This is a genomic window from Bacillus sp. FSL R5-0593, from assembly GCF_038603755.1.
Classification (GTDB): Bacteria; Bacillota; Bacilli; order Bacillales; family Bacillaceae; genus Bacillus; species Bacillus velezensis.
In genome coordinates, this window is record NZ_CP152011.1 from 3,188,919 (window position 1) to 3,204,738 (window position 15,820).

Below are 15,820 nucleotides of genomic sequence, written 5' to 3' on the forward strand. Positions count from 1 at the left end.
TAAATATCATGTCCGTTCCGATTTTATGACTTCGATACAGCATCATTTTTTTCTTCTTCATATAAATGCGAACGCATTTTGAACCAATCAAACAGATGGGTCGTGACCACTTTGATGACCGCATACCCCGGGATGGCTAAAATAATGCCGACAACCCCGAACAGCTTTCCGGCGGTTAAAAGAACAAAGATGATGGTAATCGGGTGAATGTGAAGATTTTTCCCCATGATCTGCGGCGAAATTAATTTCCCTTCCACGAGCTGGACAACGGTCCATACAATCGCAAGCTTCAGCAGCATAAGGGGCGAAGTGACCAACGCGATAATAATCGCCGGCGTGATGGCAATGGTCGGCCCTAAATACGGAACAACGCTCGTACAAGCGGCAATGACCGCAAGCAGTGACGCATAATCAAGTCCGATAATCAGATAGCCGATAAATAATAAAAACCCGATGCAGAAGCTGACGATGACCTGTCCTCTGATATAGGAACTTAATCTGTGGTTCATTTCACTAAGCATCGTATACGTTTGTTCTTTCAGACGGGTGGGCACAAACTTTAAGATATAAATCGGCAGTTTTTTGCCGTCTTTCAGCAAATAGAACAGAATAAACGGCACGGTCACAATTGAAATAATCACTTCCGTCAGCGCGCCGATAAAATTCCCGACTCCGGTAAATGTGCTGTTTGCAATTGTCGCCGCCTGCGCCGATACTTTATTAGCAAGATCGGAAATGTTGATATTCATCGTCTTTTGCGCCTGATTTACAAAATCGCTTCCGATCAGGCTTTTCGTCTGATCTTCAACGATGTCCACATATTTCGGCAGATTGTCGATCAGGCTCATGATCTGTTCCTTTAAAAACGGAATAATTGAAACGACCGTAATCGTAATCAGCCCTATAATAATGAGGTAAAGGAGCAGGATGGAATAGACTCTTTTCACTCTTATTTTTTCCAATATATCTACGATCGGATTAAGCAGATAATAAACAATTCCTGTCAAAATGACGGGGAGCGCAATCGTTTTGAGCAGGACGATAATAGGTGTGAAAATAAATGATGTCTTCATAAAGACAAGGATATTGAGACCGATGAGCAGCAATACAAGCAAAAACAAGACAAATTTATTGTCTAAGAAAAACTGTTTAAATCTGCCGCCCCATGTTTGCAATGTTTCCACTATTGTTCCTCCATCATATGTATTTTACTTAAATTGTACACTATCGTTCCTGTAATGAAAAATAATAACCGGTCTCTATGGGAATTTTTCCTATCCCTTTAGCCGGCAGCCTTTTTTCCATTTATGTTTCTCAGAAAAAAAGCTATAATGTAAGCCAATACATAGAAGGAGCGATAGCAATGATTCGATTTGCAACAGTCGGAACGAATTGGATTACAGAACGATTTCTGGAGGCGGCTTCTGCTATTGATGATTTTCAATTAACGGCGGTTTATTCCAGAACTGAGGAACGCGCGGCGGAATTCGCCGGCAAACACGGCGCTGCTCATTATTTTACCAGCCTGAAAGAAATGGCGGAAAGCAAAGCCTATGACGCGGTGTATCTCGCCAGCCCGAATGCATTTCACAAAGAGCAGGCGGTCCTTTTTATGGAACACGGCAAGCATGTACTGTGCGAAAAACCGTTTGCGTCTAACGCAAGGGAAACGGATGAAATGATTCACGCAGCCAAAACGAACGGCGTTCTCTTGATGGAAGCCATGAAAACAACGTTCCTGCCGAACTTCAGCATGCTTCAAAACCACTTACATAAAATCGGACCCGTCAGGAGATTCACGGCAAGCTACTGCCAATATTCATCACGATATGATGCATATAAGAACGGTACGGTGCTAAACGCGTTTAAGCCTGAATTATCGAACGGTTCGTTAATGGACATCGGCGTGTACTGCATTTATCCGGCAGTCGTCCTGTTCGGCAAACCGAAAAACGTCATTGCGACCGGTCATAAACTAGCATCCGGCGTTGACGGCGAAGGCACGGTCATTCTGTCATACGACGGATTTGAAGCGGTGCTGATGCATTCGAAAATCTCAAATTCGTTTGCCCCGGCGGAAATTCAGGGTGAAGACGGCACGATCGTTCTGGACAGCATTCACGGACCGGAACGGGCGGAAATCCGCTATCGTGACGGCCGGACGGAAGACATTTCAGTCCCTGATCTGAAACCATCGATGTACTACGAAACGGCTGAATTCATCAATCTTCTTCGAAACGGACAGCGGGAGTCTTCCGAAAATACATTTGAACGTTCTTTCATTACGGCAAGCATTATGGAAGAAGCGAGAAAACAAATCGGAATTGTCTTTCCCGCCGATCAAAACTAAAAACATCCGCCCGGATTCGGGCGGATGTTTTTTATTTGGACGCTAACAGGTCAGCAAACGCTTTTGCATACTGCGGAAGGTCGGGCGGGCGGCGGCTTGATACAATGTGTCCGTCAGTTACGACAGCTTCATCCAGCCACTGTGCCCCTGCATTTGTCATGTCGTCTTTGATGCCGGGCGTGCTCGTTACTTTTTTTCCTGCGAGAATTCCGGCAGATATGAGCACCCAGCCCGCATGGCAGATCTGGCCGATCGGCTTTTTCTGCTCGTTCATCGTACGGATGATGTCCAAAACTTCGGGATATCTTCGCAGTTTGTCAGGAGCCCAGCCGCCGGGCACGAGCACGGCGTCATACTCCTGGATAATCAGGCTCTTAAAATCGTAATCCGCCGTCGCGGGCACGCCGTATTTTCCTTTGTATGAACGGCCCGCTTCTTCTCCTATTAAATGAACGATCGCGCCTTCCTCTCTCAGCCGGTAGACGGGATACCAAAGCTCTAAGTCTTCAAAATCGTCACTGACAAGCGCTATGACTTTTTTGCCTTCTAATCTCATCACTGCCACTCCCTTCTTTTATATTAGTGTATCGCTTTTTTTAAATGAGGAAAAGAAACAGCTCGCTACAGCTGTTCTTCGTCTTCAGACTGAATCGTAAATTTCCGTGTGACCTGCTGCAGTTCTTCAGCCATATGCGCAAGCGTTTCGGCGGATGAACTGATTTCTTCCATGGAGGCCAGCTGCTCTTCAGCTGAGGCGGCGATGTCTTGAATGCCGGCGGACCCTTCTTTGGCGACTGAGGTAATGTCCTCCACCGCGTTTGTCACATTTTGCGACCCGGCTGCAAGCTTCTCAAGCGTTCCGTTCATATGCTGCAAGGCGCCTGAAATCTGAGTCGTCATTTCTGAGATTTTTTTGAAGCTTTCGGCCGTTTGATCCGTAATATCGAGGCCTTCCTTCACATCTTGATTCACCGCTTGGAATACGGAAAGCGATGTGGCGATTTCTTTGACGATTTCCTGAATCAGCGTTTCGATTTCCTTCGCGGAGCCGGCTGATTGTACGGCAAGCTTTCTCACTTCTTCCGCAACGACGGAGAAGCCCCGCCCGTATTCGCCTGCTCTGGCTGCTTCAATGGCAGCGTTTAAGGCAAGCAGATTTGTTTGATCGGCAATGCCGTTAATGACGTTGAGAATGCTCTTAATGTCGTGCGACTTCGTTTCCAGCCCTTTTACGACCGCTTCCGCCTGCTGTACGGAACGATCAATTGTTTTCATCTGGCCTACCGTTTTCGCCACTAATTCTTCTCCGCTTCCGGCCGTTTCAGAGGTTTGGATGGCGGATTCAGTGATTTCCGCCGATACATTCGCCGTCTCGGCAATGCCGGCATTCATTTGGGAAAGATGATCAGCACTTTCTCCCAATTTCTCGCTTTGTGATTCGTTTCCGTTTGAGAATTGTTCAATCGCCAGTGTAATATGCTCTGTCGCCTTGCTTGTCTGTCCGGCGGATGCCGTCAGCTCTTCGGATGAAGAAGCGACATGTTCGACGGATGATTGGATGACGCCGATGACAGACCGGAGTGATGCCGACATCTCATTGAAGCTTTGGCTGAGCTGCCCGAATTCATTTTTTGACTTGATGTCAATGACTTCCGTTAAATCGCCGTCACTGATTTTAGCTGATGTTGAAACAAGTTTTTTGAGCGGTTTTGCAATCGAGCGAATGATAAAAAAGATTAAAATACCGCCGACGATAAGAGAAACCGCCAGGATGATCAGCGCCATTTTCATGACAGGCGAGGCTGCGTCATGGATCTCACTGACAAAAAATGTGCCGGCGATTTTCCAGCCCGTCAGTTTGTTTGTCGTGAAGGCCATTTTCTTCTGCTGTCCTTCAAACATGTATTCAAACGATCCGCTTGATTTGGAAAATACTTCTTTCATCCACTCTCCGGAGCCCTCCGTTCCCGCTTTTATAGTCGGATGGGCGATGTATTTTTTATCTCCCGTTGTAATGAAGGCAAATCCTTTATGACCGATCTGCACACGTTCGGAAGCGTTCAGCAGGTCGCCCAGATTAATATCAAGCGCCACAACGCCTGATCCGTCTTTTGTCTGCTGGGCAATCGTAACGACCGTCTGTCCGGTTGCAGCGTCTTTATAAGGCTCGGTAAACACCGGCTGTCCGCTTTTTTCAACCGCTTTTGTGTACCACTCGCGCGTGAGCGGATTATAATCGGACGGCATATCAACGGACGGATATTTCACGAACGCTTTGTCGCGAGACGCGGCGTAAATTGACGCGACATCGTCATTTACGGTGACATACTGCTTCATATTGTCGAGCAGTACCGATTTATTTTTTGTGTTCAGTTTTTCCTTAGTGATTGATTCGCTGTAGTAGTCAATCGCTTTCAGCTTGCCTTCGAGCATGTTTTCCAGCACGCTGTTCAGTTCGCTGACATTTCCCTGGGCGCTGTGGGTCAGTTCGCTTTCTAATGTACTCCCCGCCGTTTGGTAGCTGAAGTAGGCGAGTATGCCGACCGGAAGCACCAATACGGCTAAAAATGCCGCGATCAGCGGCTTGCTGATGGATGGCTGTTTGATCCAATGTATCAGTTGTTTCATTTTTTCAGTCTCCTTCTTTGAAAAGCTAAATCTAATATCGTCAGATAGGACAAAAGATTTATTAAAAAAACTAAAAAAAACACCCAAACAGCACATTTGGGTGTTCTATGACCTATTAATCTATTTTAAATCGTTTCGTCATATCACGTAATTCTTCCGCCATTTGGGATAACGTTTCCGAAGACGAACTGATTTCTTCCATTGAAGCCAGCTGTTCTTCGGCGGAGGCCGCAATATCCTGAATGCTGGCGGAGCTTTCTTTTGCGATGGACGCGATTTGCTCAGAAGCTCCTGAAATCTGCTGAGAGCCTGCTGTCAGCTGTTCTACCGTCGCATTCATATTTTGAATTTCTCCGGCGATCTGGTTCGTCATTTCAGAAATCCGTTTGAAGCTCGTTTCGGTCTGATTCGTAATATCCAGTCCGCTCTCCACCTCTTTGTTGACGGATTGGAACATGCCGAGAGATGTATTGATTTCGTTGACGATTTCTATGATTAAGCTTTCGATTTCTTTCGCTGAATCGGCAGACTGGACCGCAAGTTTTCTGACCTCTTCGGCGACGACTGAGAAGCCCCGCCCGTATTCACCCGCACGTGCGGCTTCAATTGCCGCGTTCAGCGCAAGAAGGTTTGTCTGGTCAGCGATTCCGTTAATGACACGGAGAATGTTTGTAATGTCTTTTGATTTTGTTTCAAGTCCGCGCACCACTTGTTCAGCTTCTTTCACTGACCGGTCAATGACGTTCATTTGGCCGACCGTCTGGTGGACGAGCTTTCCGCCTGAATTGGCGACTTCCGCTGATGTGGCGGAGGATTCGGTAATGACGGCAGATGCTTTCGCCATATCTTTAAGCCCGCTGTTCATTTGGTAAATATGTTCCGCCGCGCTTTCAATGTTTTCACTTTGGCTTTCATTTCCGTTAGAAAATTGTTCGATCGCCAGTGTGATATGTTCGGTTGCCTTGCTTGTCTGCTCCGCTGAAGCCGTCAGCTCCTCTGAGGAAGATGCGACGTTATTCACGGAATCCTGGATGGCATGGATGAGAGACCTGAGCGAAGCGGCCATATTGTTAAAGCTTTTGCCAAGCTCGCCTAATTCATCTTTTGACTGAATCTCGATCGTTTCTGTTAAGTCGCCTTCACTGATCTGTTTCGATGATGTCACAAGCTGCTTGAGCGGTTTTGTGATTGAACGGATAATTAGCACCATGACGATGGTTCCGATCACAATCGCTAATACGAGAACGAGCAGGGACAGATGAAGGATCGGCAGGGCCGCTTCATGAATTTCGTCCAGATACATCGTTCCGGTAATCTTCCAGCCTGTCAGCCCGTTTGTATCATAAGCCATTTTCTTTTCCTGGCCGTCGTATTTGTATTGAAAATCACCTTTTTTGCTGGTGAACAGCTGTTCAGCCCACTCCCCGTTTAATACTGTGCCTGACGTGCGGTTCGGGTGGGCGACCACTTTTTTGTCTTTCGTCAGGATAAAAGCGTAGCCTGATTTTCCGATGTTCACTTTCTTTGTCGTTTTCAGAAGCTCATCGATTTTCATATTGATGGCGACGACTCCTGAGCCGTCTTTCGTCTGCTGAACGACCGTCACGACCATCGTATTGGTGGAAGCCGTGCGGTAAGGATCTGTTACAACAACTTTCCCCTTATTTTCCACGGCCTTTTTATACCAGTCTCTTTCAAGCGGATTATATCCTTTAGGCATCTGCAGATCCGGATACCGTGTGAAATGTCCTTCCGTGTCACTCGTATAAATGGATTCCACGTCTTTATTGATCTTCATGTACTCTGTGAATTTATCGGTAATTTGCGATTGGTTTTTCGGCTTGTACCGATCCTTTGTGAGCCAGTCGCTGAAATATGCCGTTCCGTCTTCCTTTTGGCTGATGCTTGTGTTGATCATATCGTTAATCTGCTGCACATTATCTAGTGCGCTTCCCATCATCTGCCTGTCAAGCGTGCTTACCGCCGATTGATAGGCGATAAAAGCCAGCGTTGAAATAGGAAGAATGAGTATGGCCAAAAAAGAAATGAGCAGTTTTCTTGTAAGCGATCTCTGCTTGATGATTTGCACAATTTTTTTCATCTGCTATATCTCCTCTTGCGTGTTTACCCTTCATATCGGCAATTATGGGTAATTATACACATCCAAAAAGAAGAAATATAACGAAACATACTTTTTACCTATCTTAAAATTAGTCTTTTAGACTTAATTAAGAGTTTATCTTAAAACGCTTTGTCAGTTCGCGTAATTCTTCCGCCATTTTTTCCAGCGTGACGGCGGAGGAACTGATTTCCTCCATGGACGCAAGCTGCTCTTCAGCTGAAGCCGCGATGTCCTGAATGCCGGCCGCGCTTTGTCTGGAGACGGCCGCGATATCCTCTGAAGCGTTTGATACTTCCTGAGACCCGGCAGAAAGCTGTTCCACGGTTGCATTCATATTTTGCAGTTCACCGGCAATCTGATTTGTTTTAACGGAAATGTCCCGGAAGCTTTTTTCCGTTTCGTCCGTTAACTGAAGTCCGCTTTTCACCTCGTGATTGACGGATTCCAGCATTCCGAGCGAAGTATGAATTTCTTTGACGATTTCATGAATTAAGGATTCGATTTCTTTCGCTGAATCGGCGGATTGGACGGCAAGCTTTCTCACTTCTTCGGCAACGACTGAAAAACCGCGTCCGTATTCTCCCGCTCTTGCCGCTTCAATGGCTGCATTTAAAGCAAGGAGATTCGTTTGATCGGCAATGCCGTTAATGACGCGCAAAATGCTGGTGATGTCCTGCGATTTGAGTTCAAGCCCTTGTACGACTTGCTCCGCTTTACTTACGGATTGGTCAATGGCGCCCATCTGGCCGGCTGTTTTCTTGACAAGCCGCTCACCGGCGCCGGATATCTCCGCCGATTCAATTGACGTTTCCGTCACCACGGCTGCCGCTTCCGCCAGATCACTGAGCCCGTCTTTCATCTCATTCACTTGGGCTGTCGCTTTATCAATACTCTCACTTTGGTCTTCCGTTCCATTAGAAAACTGTTCAATCGCAAGGGTGATATGTTCCGTTGCTTTGCTCGTCTGCTCAGCCGAAGCCGTCAGCTCCTCTGAGGAAGAAGCGACATGTTCAACAGAGTCCTGAATTCCCTGAATAAGCGAACGGAGTGAATCTGTCATATGATTAAAACTTTTACCGAGCACGCCCAGCTCATCTTTAGAGCTGACATCAATGGTTTCCGTCAGATCTCCGCCGCTGATTTTTTCCGCTGAAGCTACGAGACGTTTTAACGGTTTGGTAATTGAGCGGATGACAAAATAAATGAAAATCATCCCTGCGGCAATGGCTATCGCCAGTATGATAACGGCCAGAGTCAGAACCGGTCTTGCCGCATCTTTGATTTCTTCCACGGACATGGTTCCGCTGATCTTCCAGCCCGTCGCTTCATTGGTCACGTACGCCATTTTTTTCGCTTTCCCGTTCAGCGTATATTCAAAGTCGCCTTTTTGCCCGCTGAATAATGTATCAACCCATTTTCCCGATACCGCCGAGCCGGCTTTTTCATCACTGTAGGCAACGGCTTTTTTATTTTTGCTGAGGATAAAGGCGTATCCTTCTTTTCCGATGTTCACTTCTTTTGTCATCGTGATGAGATCGTCGATTTTTATATCAATGGCGACGACGCCTGATCCGTCTTGCGCCGCGCGGGCCATGGTGACGACCATCTTTTTGTTTGAGATGGACTCATAAGGGTCTGTGATGATGGTTTGGCCTTTATTCTCCATAGCTTCCTGATACCAGCTTCTTTCAAGCGGATTGAAATCGGCCGGCATATCGGCATGCGGATAACGGGTAAACGTTCCTTCCTTGCTGCTTGAAAATACGGCGGACGCTTTATCATTGCTTTCAATAAACTGTTTGAACCTTTCTTGCATTTCCGTTTGGTTTTTTTCTTTAAATTTAGCGCTTGTCGCCCATTCGCTGAAATATGCTGAGCTTTTTGTAAACATTCCGATCCGGTCATCAATCATATTGTTTAAGATTTGCACATTTCCTTCGGCGCTTTCCATCATTTGCTTTTCAACGGATGAAGCCGCCGAACGGTAGGCGCCGGCAGCCAATACTGCTACCGGAATGATTAAGATCAGTAAAAATGAAATGATCAGTTTTTTGGCTATTGATTTTCTGGCGATTTTTTTTGCTGTTTTTTTCAATTTTGTAAACCTCTTTCAATCATTTACTGTTTATATCGGCCGACTCCCTTTTTATTACATTGAAAATTAAGTCATAAATGAAAAATAGTTCTATGTACTCCCTTTGCATGCAAGACTTTTTATTTAATTATCCGGCTGTCACTATAAAAAAGGACGCCTTCCCTCCGGAAAGCGTCCTTTTTTACTAGTTGATTTTAAATTGTTTCGTTAATTCCCGCAGTTCTTCGGCCATTTGCGCCAAAGTATCGGCGGATGTGCTGATTTCTTCCATTGATGCAAGCTGTTCTTCTGCGGATGCGGCAATATCCTGAATGCTTGCTGCGCTTTCCCTAGATACGTCCGCAATATCCGTCACTGCGGCTGAAACGTGCTGGGAGCTGTCTGACAGCTGTTCAACCGTGCCGTTCATCGATTGAAGCTTCTCGGCGATATCGTTTGTCATGCCGAAGATATTCTGGAAGCTTTCTTTCGTGCGGTCCGTCACGGCAAGTCCTGATTGAACTTCTTCATTAACGGATGTGAACATGTGAAGTGATGTATTAATCTCAGCCGTAATTTCCTGAATGAGTTTTTCAATCTCTTTGGCAGAACCGGCGGATTGGACGGCAAGCTTGCGCACTTCTTCGGCTACCACTGAGAAGCCCCGCCCGTATTCACCGGCTCTTGCCGCTTCAATGGCTGCATTTAAAGCAAGCAGGTTTGTCTGATCGGCAATACCGTTGATGACTCTTAAAATATGAGTGATGTCTTTTGATTTGGCCTCAAGGCCTTTTACAACCGCTTCCGCCTGCTGGACCGATTGATTGATGAGATTCATCTGCCCGACGGTTTGCTGCACATATTCTTCCCCGGTGCCGGCAGCTTCCTTCGATTGTTTAGATGCTTCCGTAATGGATGATGATGTGCGGGAAACGGCGGTGAGTCCGTCATTTATATGATTCAGCTTGGCTGAGCTTGAATCGACTTTTTCGCTTTGCTCTTCGTTTCCGTTTGAAAACTGCTCAATGGCCATTGTAATATGTTCCGTCGCTTTGCTTGTCTGCGAAGCTGAAGCAGTCAGCTCTTCTGATGACGCGGCCACATTGTCGACAGAGTTTTGGATCGCGCTGATCAGTCCGCGCAGAGATTCTCCCATTTCATTAAAGCTCGCGCCGAGTTCGCCCAATTCATCTTTCGAGCGGATATCAATGGTTTCAGTCAAGTCTCCGCCGCTGATTTGTTTAGAAGAGCGGACAAGCCGTTTCAGCGGTGACGTAATGGATCTGACAATCAACAGAATTAAAATTCCCCCGATGATAATGGATGCTGCAAGGACGATCATTCCCATCGTCAGCACCGGTTGTGAGGCGTCTTTAATTTCGTTGAGCTCCATGCTCCCCTCTATTTTCCATCCGGTCAGTTTATTTGTCGTAAACGCCATTTTTTTATTTTGATCATCGAGCTTGTATGAAATAATGCCGCTGTCTTTGCTGTATACCTCATTCAGCCACGGGGTTGAAACTTTGTCGCCCGGTTTGTGGTCTTTATGCGCGACATAGGTTTTATTTTTGGATGTGATAAACACGAATCCTTTTTGCCCGATTTTGATTCCCTGCATCTGCTTCAGCAGCTGGTCAATTGTAATATCCATGGCCACTACGCCTGTTCCGTCCTGCATCTGCTTTGCCACGGTAACGACCATGCTGCCGTCGCTTGCCGCGGTGTAAGGGTCGGTGACAACGAGCGTGCCGCCGGCCTTCACAGCGTCTTTATACCAAGTGCGTGTTCTCGGATCGTAATCGGCCGGAGTATTCTCCTTAGGCGCCTGTGCGTAGCTGCCGTCTTCGGTTCCTCCGTAAACGCGGGCTACGTCCTTATGAATAGACGTGTATTGCCCGAACTTTTCTTCAAGAGCAGACATGTTTTTCTTTGAGAAGGATGACCCTTTTAACGTTTCACTGAAAAATTCAATCGCCTTTGCTTTTGCGCCGATATCATTTGTAATGGTTGTGTTAAAAGATTCGATGTTATTTTTCGCGTTGCCTGAAATCTGATCATCCAGCGAATTGCTCGCCGTATGGTATGAACTGAATTCTAACACGAGAATCGGTATGATTAAGATCACGATAAATGAAATGATTAATTTACGTGAAATCGATGCCTTTGTGCACCAATTGATGAATTTTTTCATATTAAGCTGCTCCCTCAAGTGTGATACCTTATATATCGGCTCAGTCTTCACATTTTGTTAACATTTCCTCCTTTTTTATGTCTTGATTTTCATTGCCCAAGCTTCCTGCATATCTTATAAAAAAAGATAGGGGGCGCGCAGATGATTATCATATCCGGCCAAGTGCTTCGGCCTCAGGACATCGCGAACTGGCAGACGGAAGAAAGCCTTGTTCCGTATATAAATGAACTGCTCAATTCTCCCGTACAATTCGATTACGGGTCGATTGCTGAACTGATGTTCGAGGTGCGGCTGCGCCGCCATATTGTGGAAGCCGCAAGAGAACTGCACGGATCAGGGGTGAAATTTGCAACTTTCGCCAAAACATACGGAAATACGGCTTATTGGAGAGTGACGCCGGAAGGAGCCTTGGAGCTGAAGTACAGAATCCCCGCTTCAAAAGCGATTCGGGACATTATTGAAAACGGAGCGTTTTACGCATTTGAATGCGCTACCGCCATTGTTGTGATTTATTATCTGGCCGTCTTAAAGACAATCGGTGAAGAACGGTTTAACCGGCGTTTCCGGGATATCACTTTGTATGACTGGCACTATGAGCATCTGCCGATCTACACGGAAACCGGCAGCCACTTTTTACGGGGAGATTGTTTATATTTTAAAAACCCTGATTTTAATCCTGCAAAGGCTCAGTGGCGGGGAGAGAATGTCATTGTGATGGGGAATGATCAATATTTCGCCCACGGTCTCGGGATTCTGACCGCTGAACAAATCATCCAGAGATTGAATTCTTTAAGAAAAAAAAATGCCGTGCAGCCGGCTTATCTGCTTAACCAGGCAACAAGGCTTGATGCACCCGCGCTTTATCAGATCATGCATTAAAACAATCCCATCGTCTGTCATTGTGACGATGGGATGCGGAATGCTTTTCTTTTCCGGTAAAAAGCCGTCGTGCCGAGCGCTTGGTTTGCAGCCCATTCAAACTTCTCTAAATCATGGCGGGTGACGGCTCTGTCCCGTCTGCTCCATTTAATGGTGCGGACAAAGTAATACCCTTTAATCGGCGCCATGGTGACTTTGGAATGCGGAAAATCTTCAAAGACAAACTCAATAGTTCCTCTTTTTTTATAGGACATTTGAAGAATCTTCATCATCCATCACCTCACGATTTCTGGATTATGATTCGCACAATCCGTCCAAAACGGTTTTCACGTCTGTCGGCCCTTCAAGTTTCGCGGCGGACTGGCCGGCCCATAAAGACATATATTCCGCGTCTCCTGATTGAGCCGCATGCCCGCGCATCGGCTTTGTCAGCGTATTATGCAGCGGATAAGGCAGCGTTTTCCCCTCGTCAGCTTCATATGTTTTCATGAACTGATTCACGATTCCCCGCGCCTGTTTTCCCGAAAACAGGGTGGTCAGCCGCGTATCGGCTCCTTTTGATTCGGCAATGGCTTTTTGATATGCCGGTGAAGCGCTGCTTTCTTCACAAAGGAGAAACGGTGTTCCTACTTGAACGCCGTCCGCACCCAAACATCGGGCCGCCTGCACCCCGCGGCGGTCAAAAATGCCGCCTGCCGCAATCACCGGGATATTCAGCGCGTCTTTAGCCTGCGGAATCAGCGCCATAAGGCCGAGAGCCGGTTCTCCTTTAACCGGCAGAAACGACCCGCGATGTCCGCCGGCTTCTATTCCCTGAAGGATAACGGCGTCCATTCCCCGTTCTTCAAAAGCCTTCGCTTCCTCCGGCGTTGTCGCCGTGCCGAAAAGGAAACAACCGCTTTTCTTCAGCTTTTCCGCCGTTTCTTCCGGCGGCAGGCCGAAGGTGAATGAACACGCTTTGACTCCGTAACGGATCAGAAGCTCCGCTTTTTCCTCGAAATCATTCCATTCTTCTTTCAGATCAGAGAACGGCTTGGCGTCTTTTGCCCTCGGAATGCGGGCTTTCCATTTTTCAACAAGTTCCGCCTCAGGCATCTGTCTTTCTTCCGGGACGAAAAGATTTACTTGAAAGGAGCGGTCCGTCAGCTCTTTCATCTCGATAAGCTGTTTTTCAAGCGCTTGCGGGCTGACGTATCCTGAAGCGAGGCTTCCGAGCGCCCCTTCATTTGATACCGCCGAAGCCAGACGCGGCGTGACCAGCCCGCCGGCCATCGGCGCCTGAATGACGGGCTTTATTAATGATAACGGACTCATCCACTCACTCATTTGTTTTCCTCCGTTTCAGCCTGTATTTTGATATAACATGTTCTGTTTCGCGGACCGTCAAATTCGCAAAAATAAACGCCCTGCCATGTTCCGAGTATCAGGCGGCCGTCTTCTATGATGACATGCTGGGAGGCGCCGGTTGTGCTCGCTTTCATATGTGCAGCCGTATTTCCCTCCATATGCCGGTCCAGTTCGTGCTCCCACGGATACATTTCATCAAACCTTCTGAGCATATCCCTCTTCACATCCGGATCGGCATTTTCATTTATGGTAATGCCGGCGGTTGTATGGGGACAGTATATGAGCGCCAAACCGTTTTTCACGCCTGTTTTGCGGAGAAACGCTTCAGCTTCATGTGTGATGTCGATCATTTCATCCCGTCTGTTTGTTTGAATCTGCATTTTTTTCAGCATATGAATGCCTCCTTTCTTTTTCTCTTCCTTTCCCATATTCGTTTCTGTATTTGTCTTTTCCTGTCGGATCGCGATGATAAACGCAGATCACAAAAAACTTCAGCCTCGGGACTGAAGTTTTTCACCATATATATACGCGGGCCTCATAAGGCTTTAAAAGAAAGGATGTCACATGCCGATGCGGTGGTGTTTCCATGCTTGCGAGCACGAGCGTATCGGAGTCAAGCGGATAACCGGGATGCCTGTATAAAGCGGGGGTCCGGGACAGATTTGTGATGATCAGGGCGGTTTTTGTTCCGTTTTTTCTTAGATAGGCATAAATCTGCCGGTCATTCGGAAGCAGCAATTCATATGTGCCGCTGATCAATACGCCGTGTTCTTTTCTGAGGGCGAGCAGCCGTCTGTAGAAATGGTATACGGATGTTTCATCCTGCATTTGTGATGCAGCATTCAGCCATGTGTGGTTCGGATTCACTCCGAGCCACGGAGAAGCATCAGAAAACCCGCCGTTCGCCTCACCGCTCCATTGCATCGGTGTCCGTGAATTATCCCGGCCCTTCTTCCAGATGATCTTCATCACTTTTTCATGCGGAACGCCGCGGGACGTCTCTTTTTCATACAGATATTTCATTGCGGCGTCATCATAATCTTCAATGGACGGAAACGAAACATTGGTCATCCCGAGCTCCTGCCCCTGGTAAATAAACGGCGTGCCTTTCATCAGCATATACATCGCGGCGAGTGCCTTGGCGCTTTCTGTCAAAAACCGTTCGTCACCCCATACCGAGACGGAACGGGGCTGATCGTGGTTCTCCATAAATAACGCGTTCCAGCCCTTTCCTTCAAGACTGTTCTGCCAGCCGGACAAGACGCGCTTAAGCGCCGGAATGGAGATGCTTTGATCATCTTCCGTATCCCAGAGGCCGAGATGTTCAAATTGAAAAATCATTTGAAAGACGCCGTTTTCTTCACCGGCCCAATCAGCCGCCTCCCAAGCCGCCACTCCGTTCGCCTCGCCGACCGTCATGATCGGATAGCGTGAAAATGTTTCCCGTTTCAGCTCTTTTAAGAGATCCATTATGCCTTCCCCATTCATATGGTACGGGAAAGACGGGACGTACGGGAGACCGTCCGGATTCGGCATGTCAGGGAGCCCTTCTTTTTTCTTAATGTGAGAAATGGCATCCACCCGGAAGCCGTCTATGCCTTTATCAAGCCACCAGCGGACCATCTCATAAACGGACTGCCTCATCGCTTCGTTTTCCCAATTTAAATCAGGCTGTTTTTTGTCAAACAGGTGCAGGTAATACTGGCCGGTCTCTTGATCATATTCCCACGCTGATCCGCCGAAAATGCTTTCCCAATTGTTCGGCTCTTTGCCGTTTTTTCCGTCTCTCCAGATGTACCAGTCCCGTTTTTCGGAATCTTTCGCCGAGCGTGATTCGATAAACCAAGGATGCTCATCGCTTGTATGGTTGATGACGAGGTCTATAATCAGCTTCATGCCGAGCGCATGGACATCCGCAAGGAGCCGGTCAAAATCCTCCATCGTCCCGAATTCGCCGGCAATTTGTTTATAATTCCGAACATCGTAGCCGTTGTCCGCGCCCGGCGAGTCAAAAACGGGACAAAGCCAGATCACATCCGCCCCCAACTCTTTTATGTAATGAAGCTTTGCTCTGATGCCGTTCATGTCGCCGATTCCGTCCCCGTTCGAATCCATAAAGCTTCGAGGATAAATTTGATAGACGGCCGCCGTTTTCCACCAATCCGTTTTCATACCGACACTCCTTTCTTTACATTATATGAAGGAGCGGGACGAAGAAGCATTTTTTCC

The 15,820-nt window shown here is 47.2% G+C and carries 12 protein-coding genes; 2 read left to right on the forward strand and 10 right to left on the reverse strand.

Annotated features, from left to right (window positions below; all coding sequences use genetic code 11):
* Positions 1–23: 23 nt before the first annotated feature.
* On the reverse strand, positions 24–1,184 hold the full coding sequence (locus NYE36_RS15840) for an AI-2E family transporter (RefSeq protein ID WP_007613339.1): 1,161 nt from the start codon (positions 1,182–1,184) through the stop codon (positions 24–26).
* Between the two features lie 179 nt (positions 1,185–1,363).
* On the opposite strand from NYE36_RS15840, the gene NYE36_RS15845 reads away from it, so the two are divergent.
* On the forward strand, positions 1,364–2,350 hold the full coding sequence (locus NYE36_RS15845) for a Gfo/Idh/MocA family oxidoreductase (RefSeq protein WP_015240454.1): 987 nt from the start codon (positions 1,364–1,366) through the stop codon (positions 2,348–2,350).
* Between the two features lie 31 nt (positions 2,351–2,381).
* Here NYE36_RS15845 and NYE36_RS15850 read toward each other — a convergent pair whose 3' ends face one another.
* From NYE36_RS15850 to NYE36_RS15870, 5 genes are all read right to left on the reverse strand, one after another.
* The gene (locus tag NYE36_RS15850; protein ID WP_003152143.1) at positions 2,382–2,906 is read right to left on the reverse strand and encodes a type 1 glutamine amidotransferase domain-containing protein; all 525 of its coding nucleotides are present in this window, start codon (positions 2,904–2,906) and stop codon (positions 2,382–2,384) included.
* 65 nt (positions 2,907–2,971) lie between these two features.
* Complete coding sequence (locus NYE36_RS15855) at positions 2,972–4,978, reverse strand: methyl-accepting chemotaxis protein (protein WP_039254117.1); 2,007 nt, start codon at positions 4,976–4,978, stop codon at positions 2,972–2,974.
* Between the two features lie 115 nt (positions 4,979–5,093).
* Positions 5,094–7,079 carry a methyl-accepting chemotaxis protein gene (locus NYE36_RS15860; RefSeq protein ID WP_007408632.1) on the reverse strand — a complete coding sequence of 662 codons (1,986 nt, stop codon included), beginning with the start codon at positions 7,077–7,079 and terminating at the stop codon, positions 5,094–5,096.
* Positions 7,080–7,206: 127 nt separating this feature from the next.
* A complete protein-coding gene (locus NYE36_RS15865; protein WP_265451012.1) occupies positions 7,207–9,195 on the reverse strand; it encodes a methyl-accepting chemotaxis protein in 1,989 nt (662 codons plus the stop codon).
* Positions 9,196–9,379: 184 nt separating this feature from the next.
* Positions 9,380–11,365, reverse strand: a complete 1,986-nt coding sequence (locus tag NYE36_RS15870; RefSeq protein WP_061581469.1) for a methyl-accepting chemotaxis protein — start codon at positions 11,363–11,365, stop codon at positions 9,380–9,382.
* 141 nt (positions 11,366–11,506) lie between these two features.
* Between NYE36_RS15870 and NYE36_RS15875 the strand changes: the two genes are divergently transcribed.
* Positions 11,507–12,244, forward strand: a complete 738-nt coding sequence (locus NYE36_RS15875; RefSeq protein ID WP_007408635.1) for a protein-glutamine gamma-glutamyltransferase — start codon at positions 11,507–11,509, stop codon at positions 12,242–12,244.
* A 17-nt stretch (positions 12,245–12,261) separates the two neighbouring features.
* On the opposite strand, the gene NYE36_RS15880 is transcribed toward NYE36_RS15875, so the two are convergent.
* The 4 genes from NYE36_RS15880 to NYE36_RS15895 form a co-directional block, all read right to left on the reverse strand.
* The gene (locus NYE36_RS15880; RefSeq protein ID WP_094032829.1) at positions 12,262–12,513 is read right to left on the reverse strand and encodes a hypothetical protein; all 252 of its coding nucleotides are present in this window, start codon (positions 12,511–12,513) and stop codon (positions 12,262–12,264) included.
* Positions 12,514–12,538: 25 nt separating this feature from the next.
* Positions 12,539–13,570 (reverse strand): nitronate monooxygenase, encoded by a 1,032-nt coding sequence (locus tag NYE36_RS15885; RefSeq protein WP_061860823.1) that lies wholly within the window; start codon positions 13,568–13,570, stop codon positions 12,539–12,541.
* Positions 13,567–13,983, reverse strand: a complete 417-nt coding sequence (locus NYE36_RS15890; protein WP_061861492.1) for a secondary thiamine-phosphate synthase enzyme YjbQ — start codon at positions 13,981–13,983, stop codon at positions 13,567–13,569. The genes NYE36_RS15885 and NYE36_RS15890 overlap by 4 nt, the downstream gene beginning before the upstream one ends.
* Before the next feature lie 121 nt (positions 13,984–14,104).
* Positions 14,105–15,763 (reverse strand): alpha-glucosidase, encoded by a 1,659-nt coding sequence (locus NYE36_RS15895; RefSeq protein WP_094032828.1) that lies wholly within the window; start codon positions 15,761–15,763, stop codon positions 14,105–14,107.
* Positions 15,764–15,820: the final 57 nt, after the last annotated feature.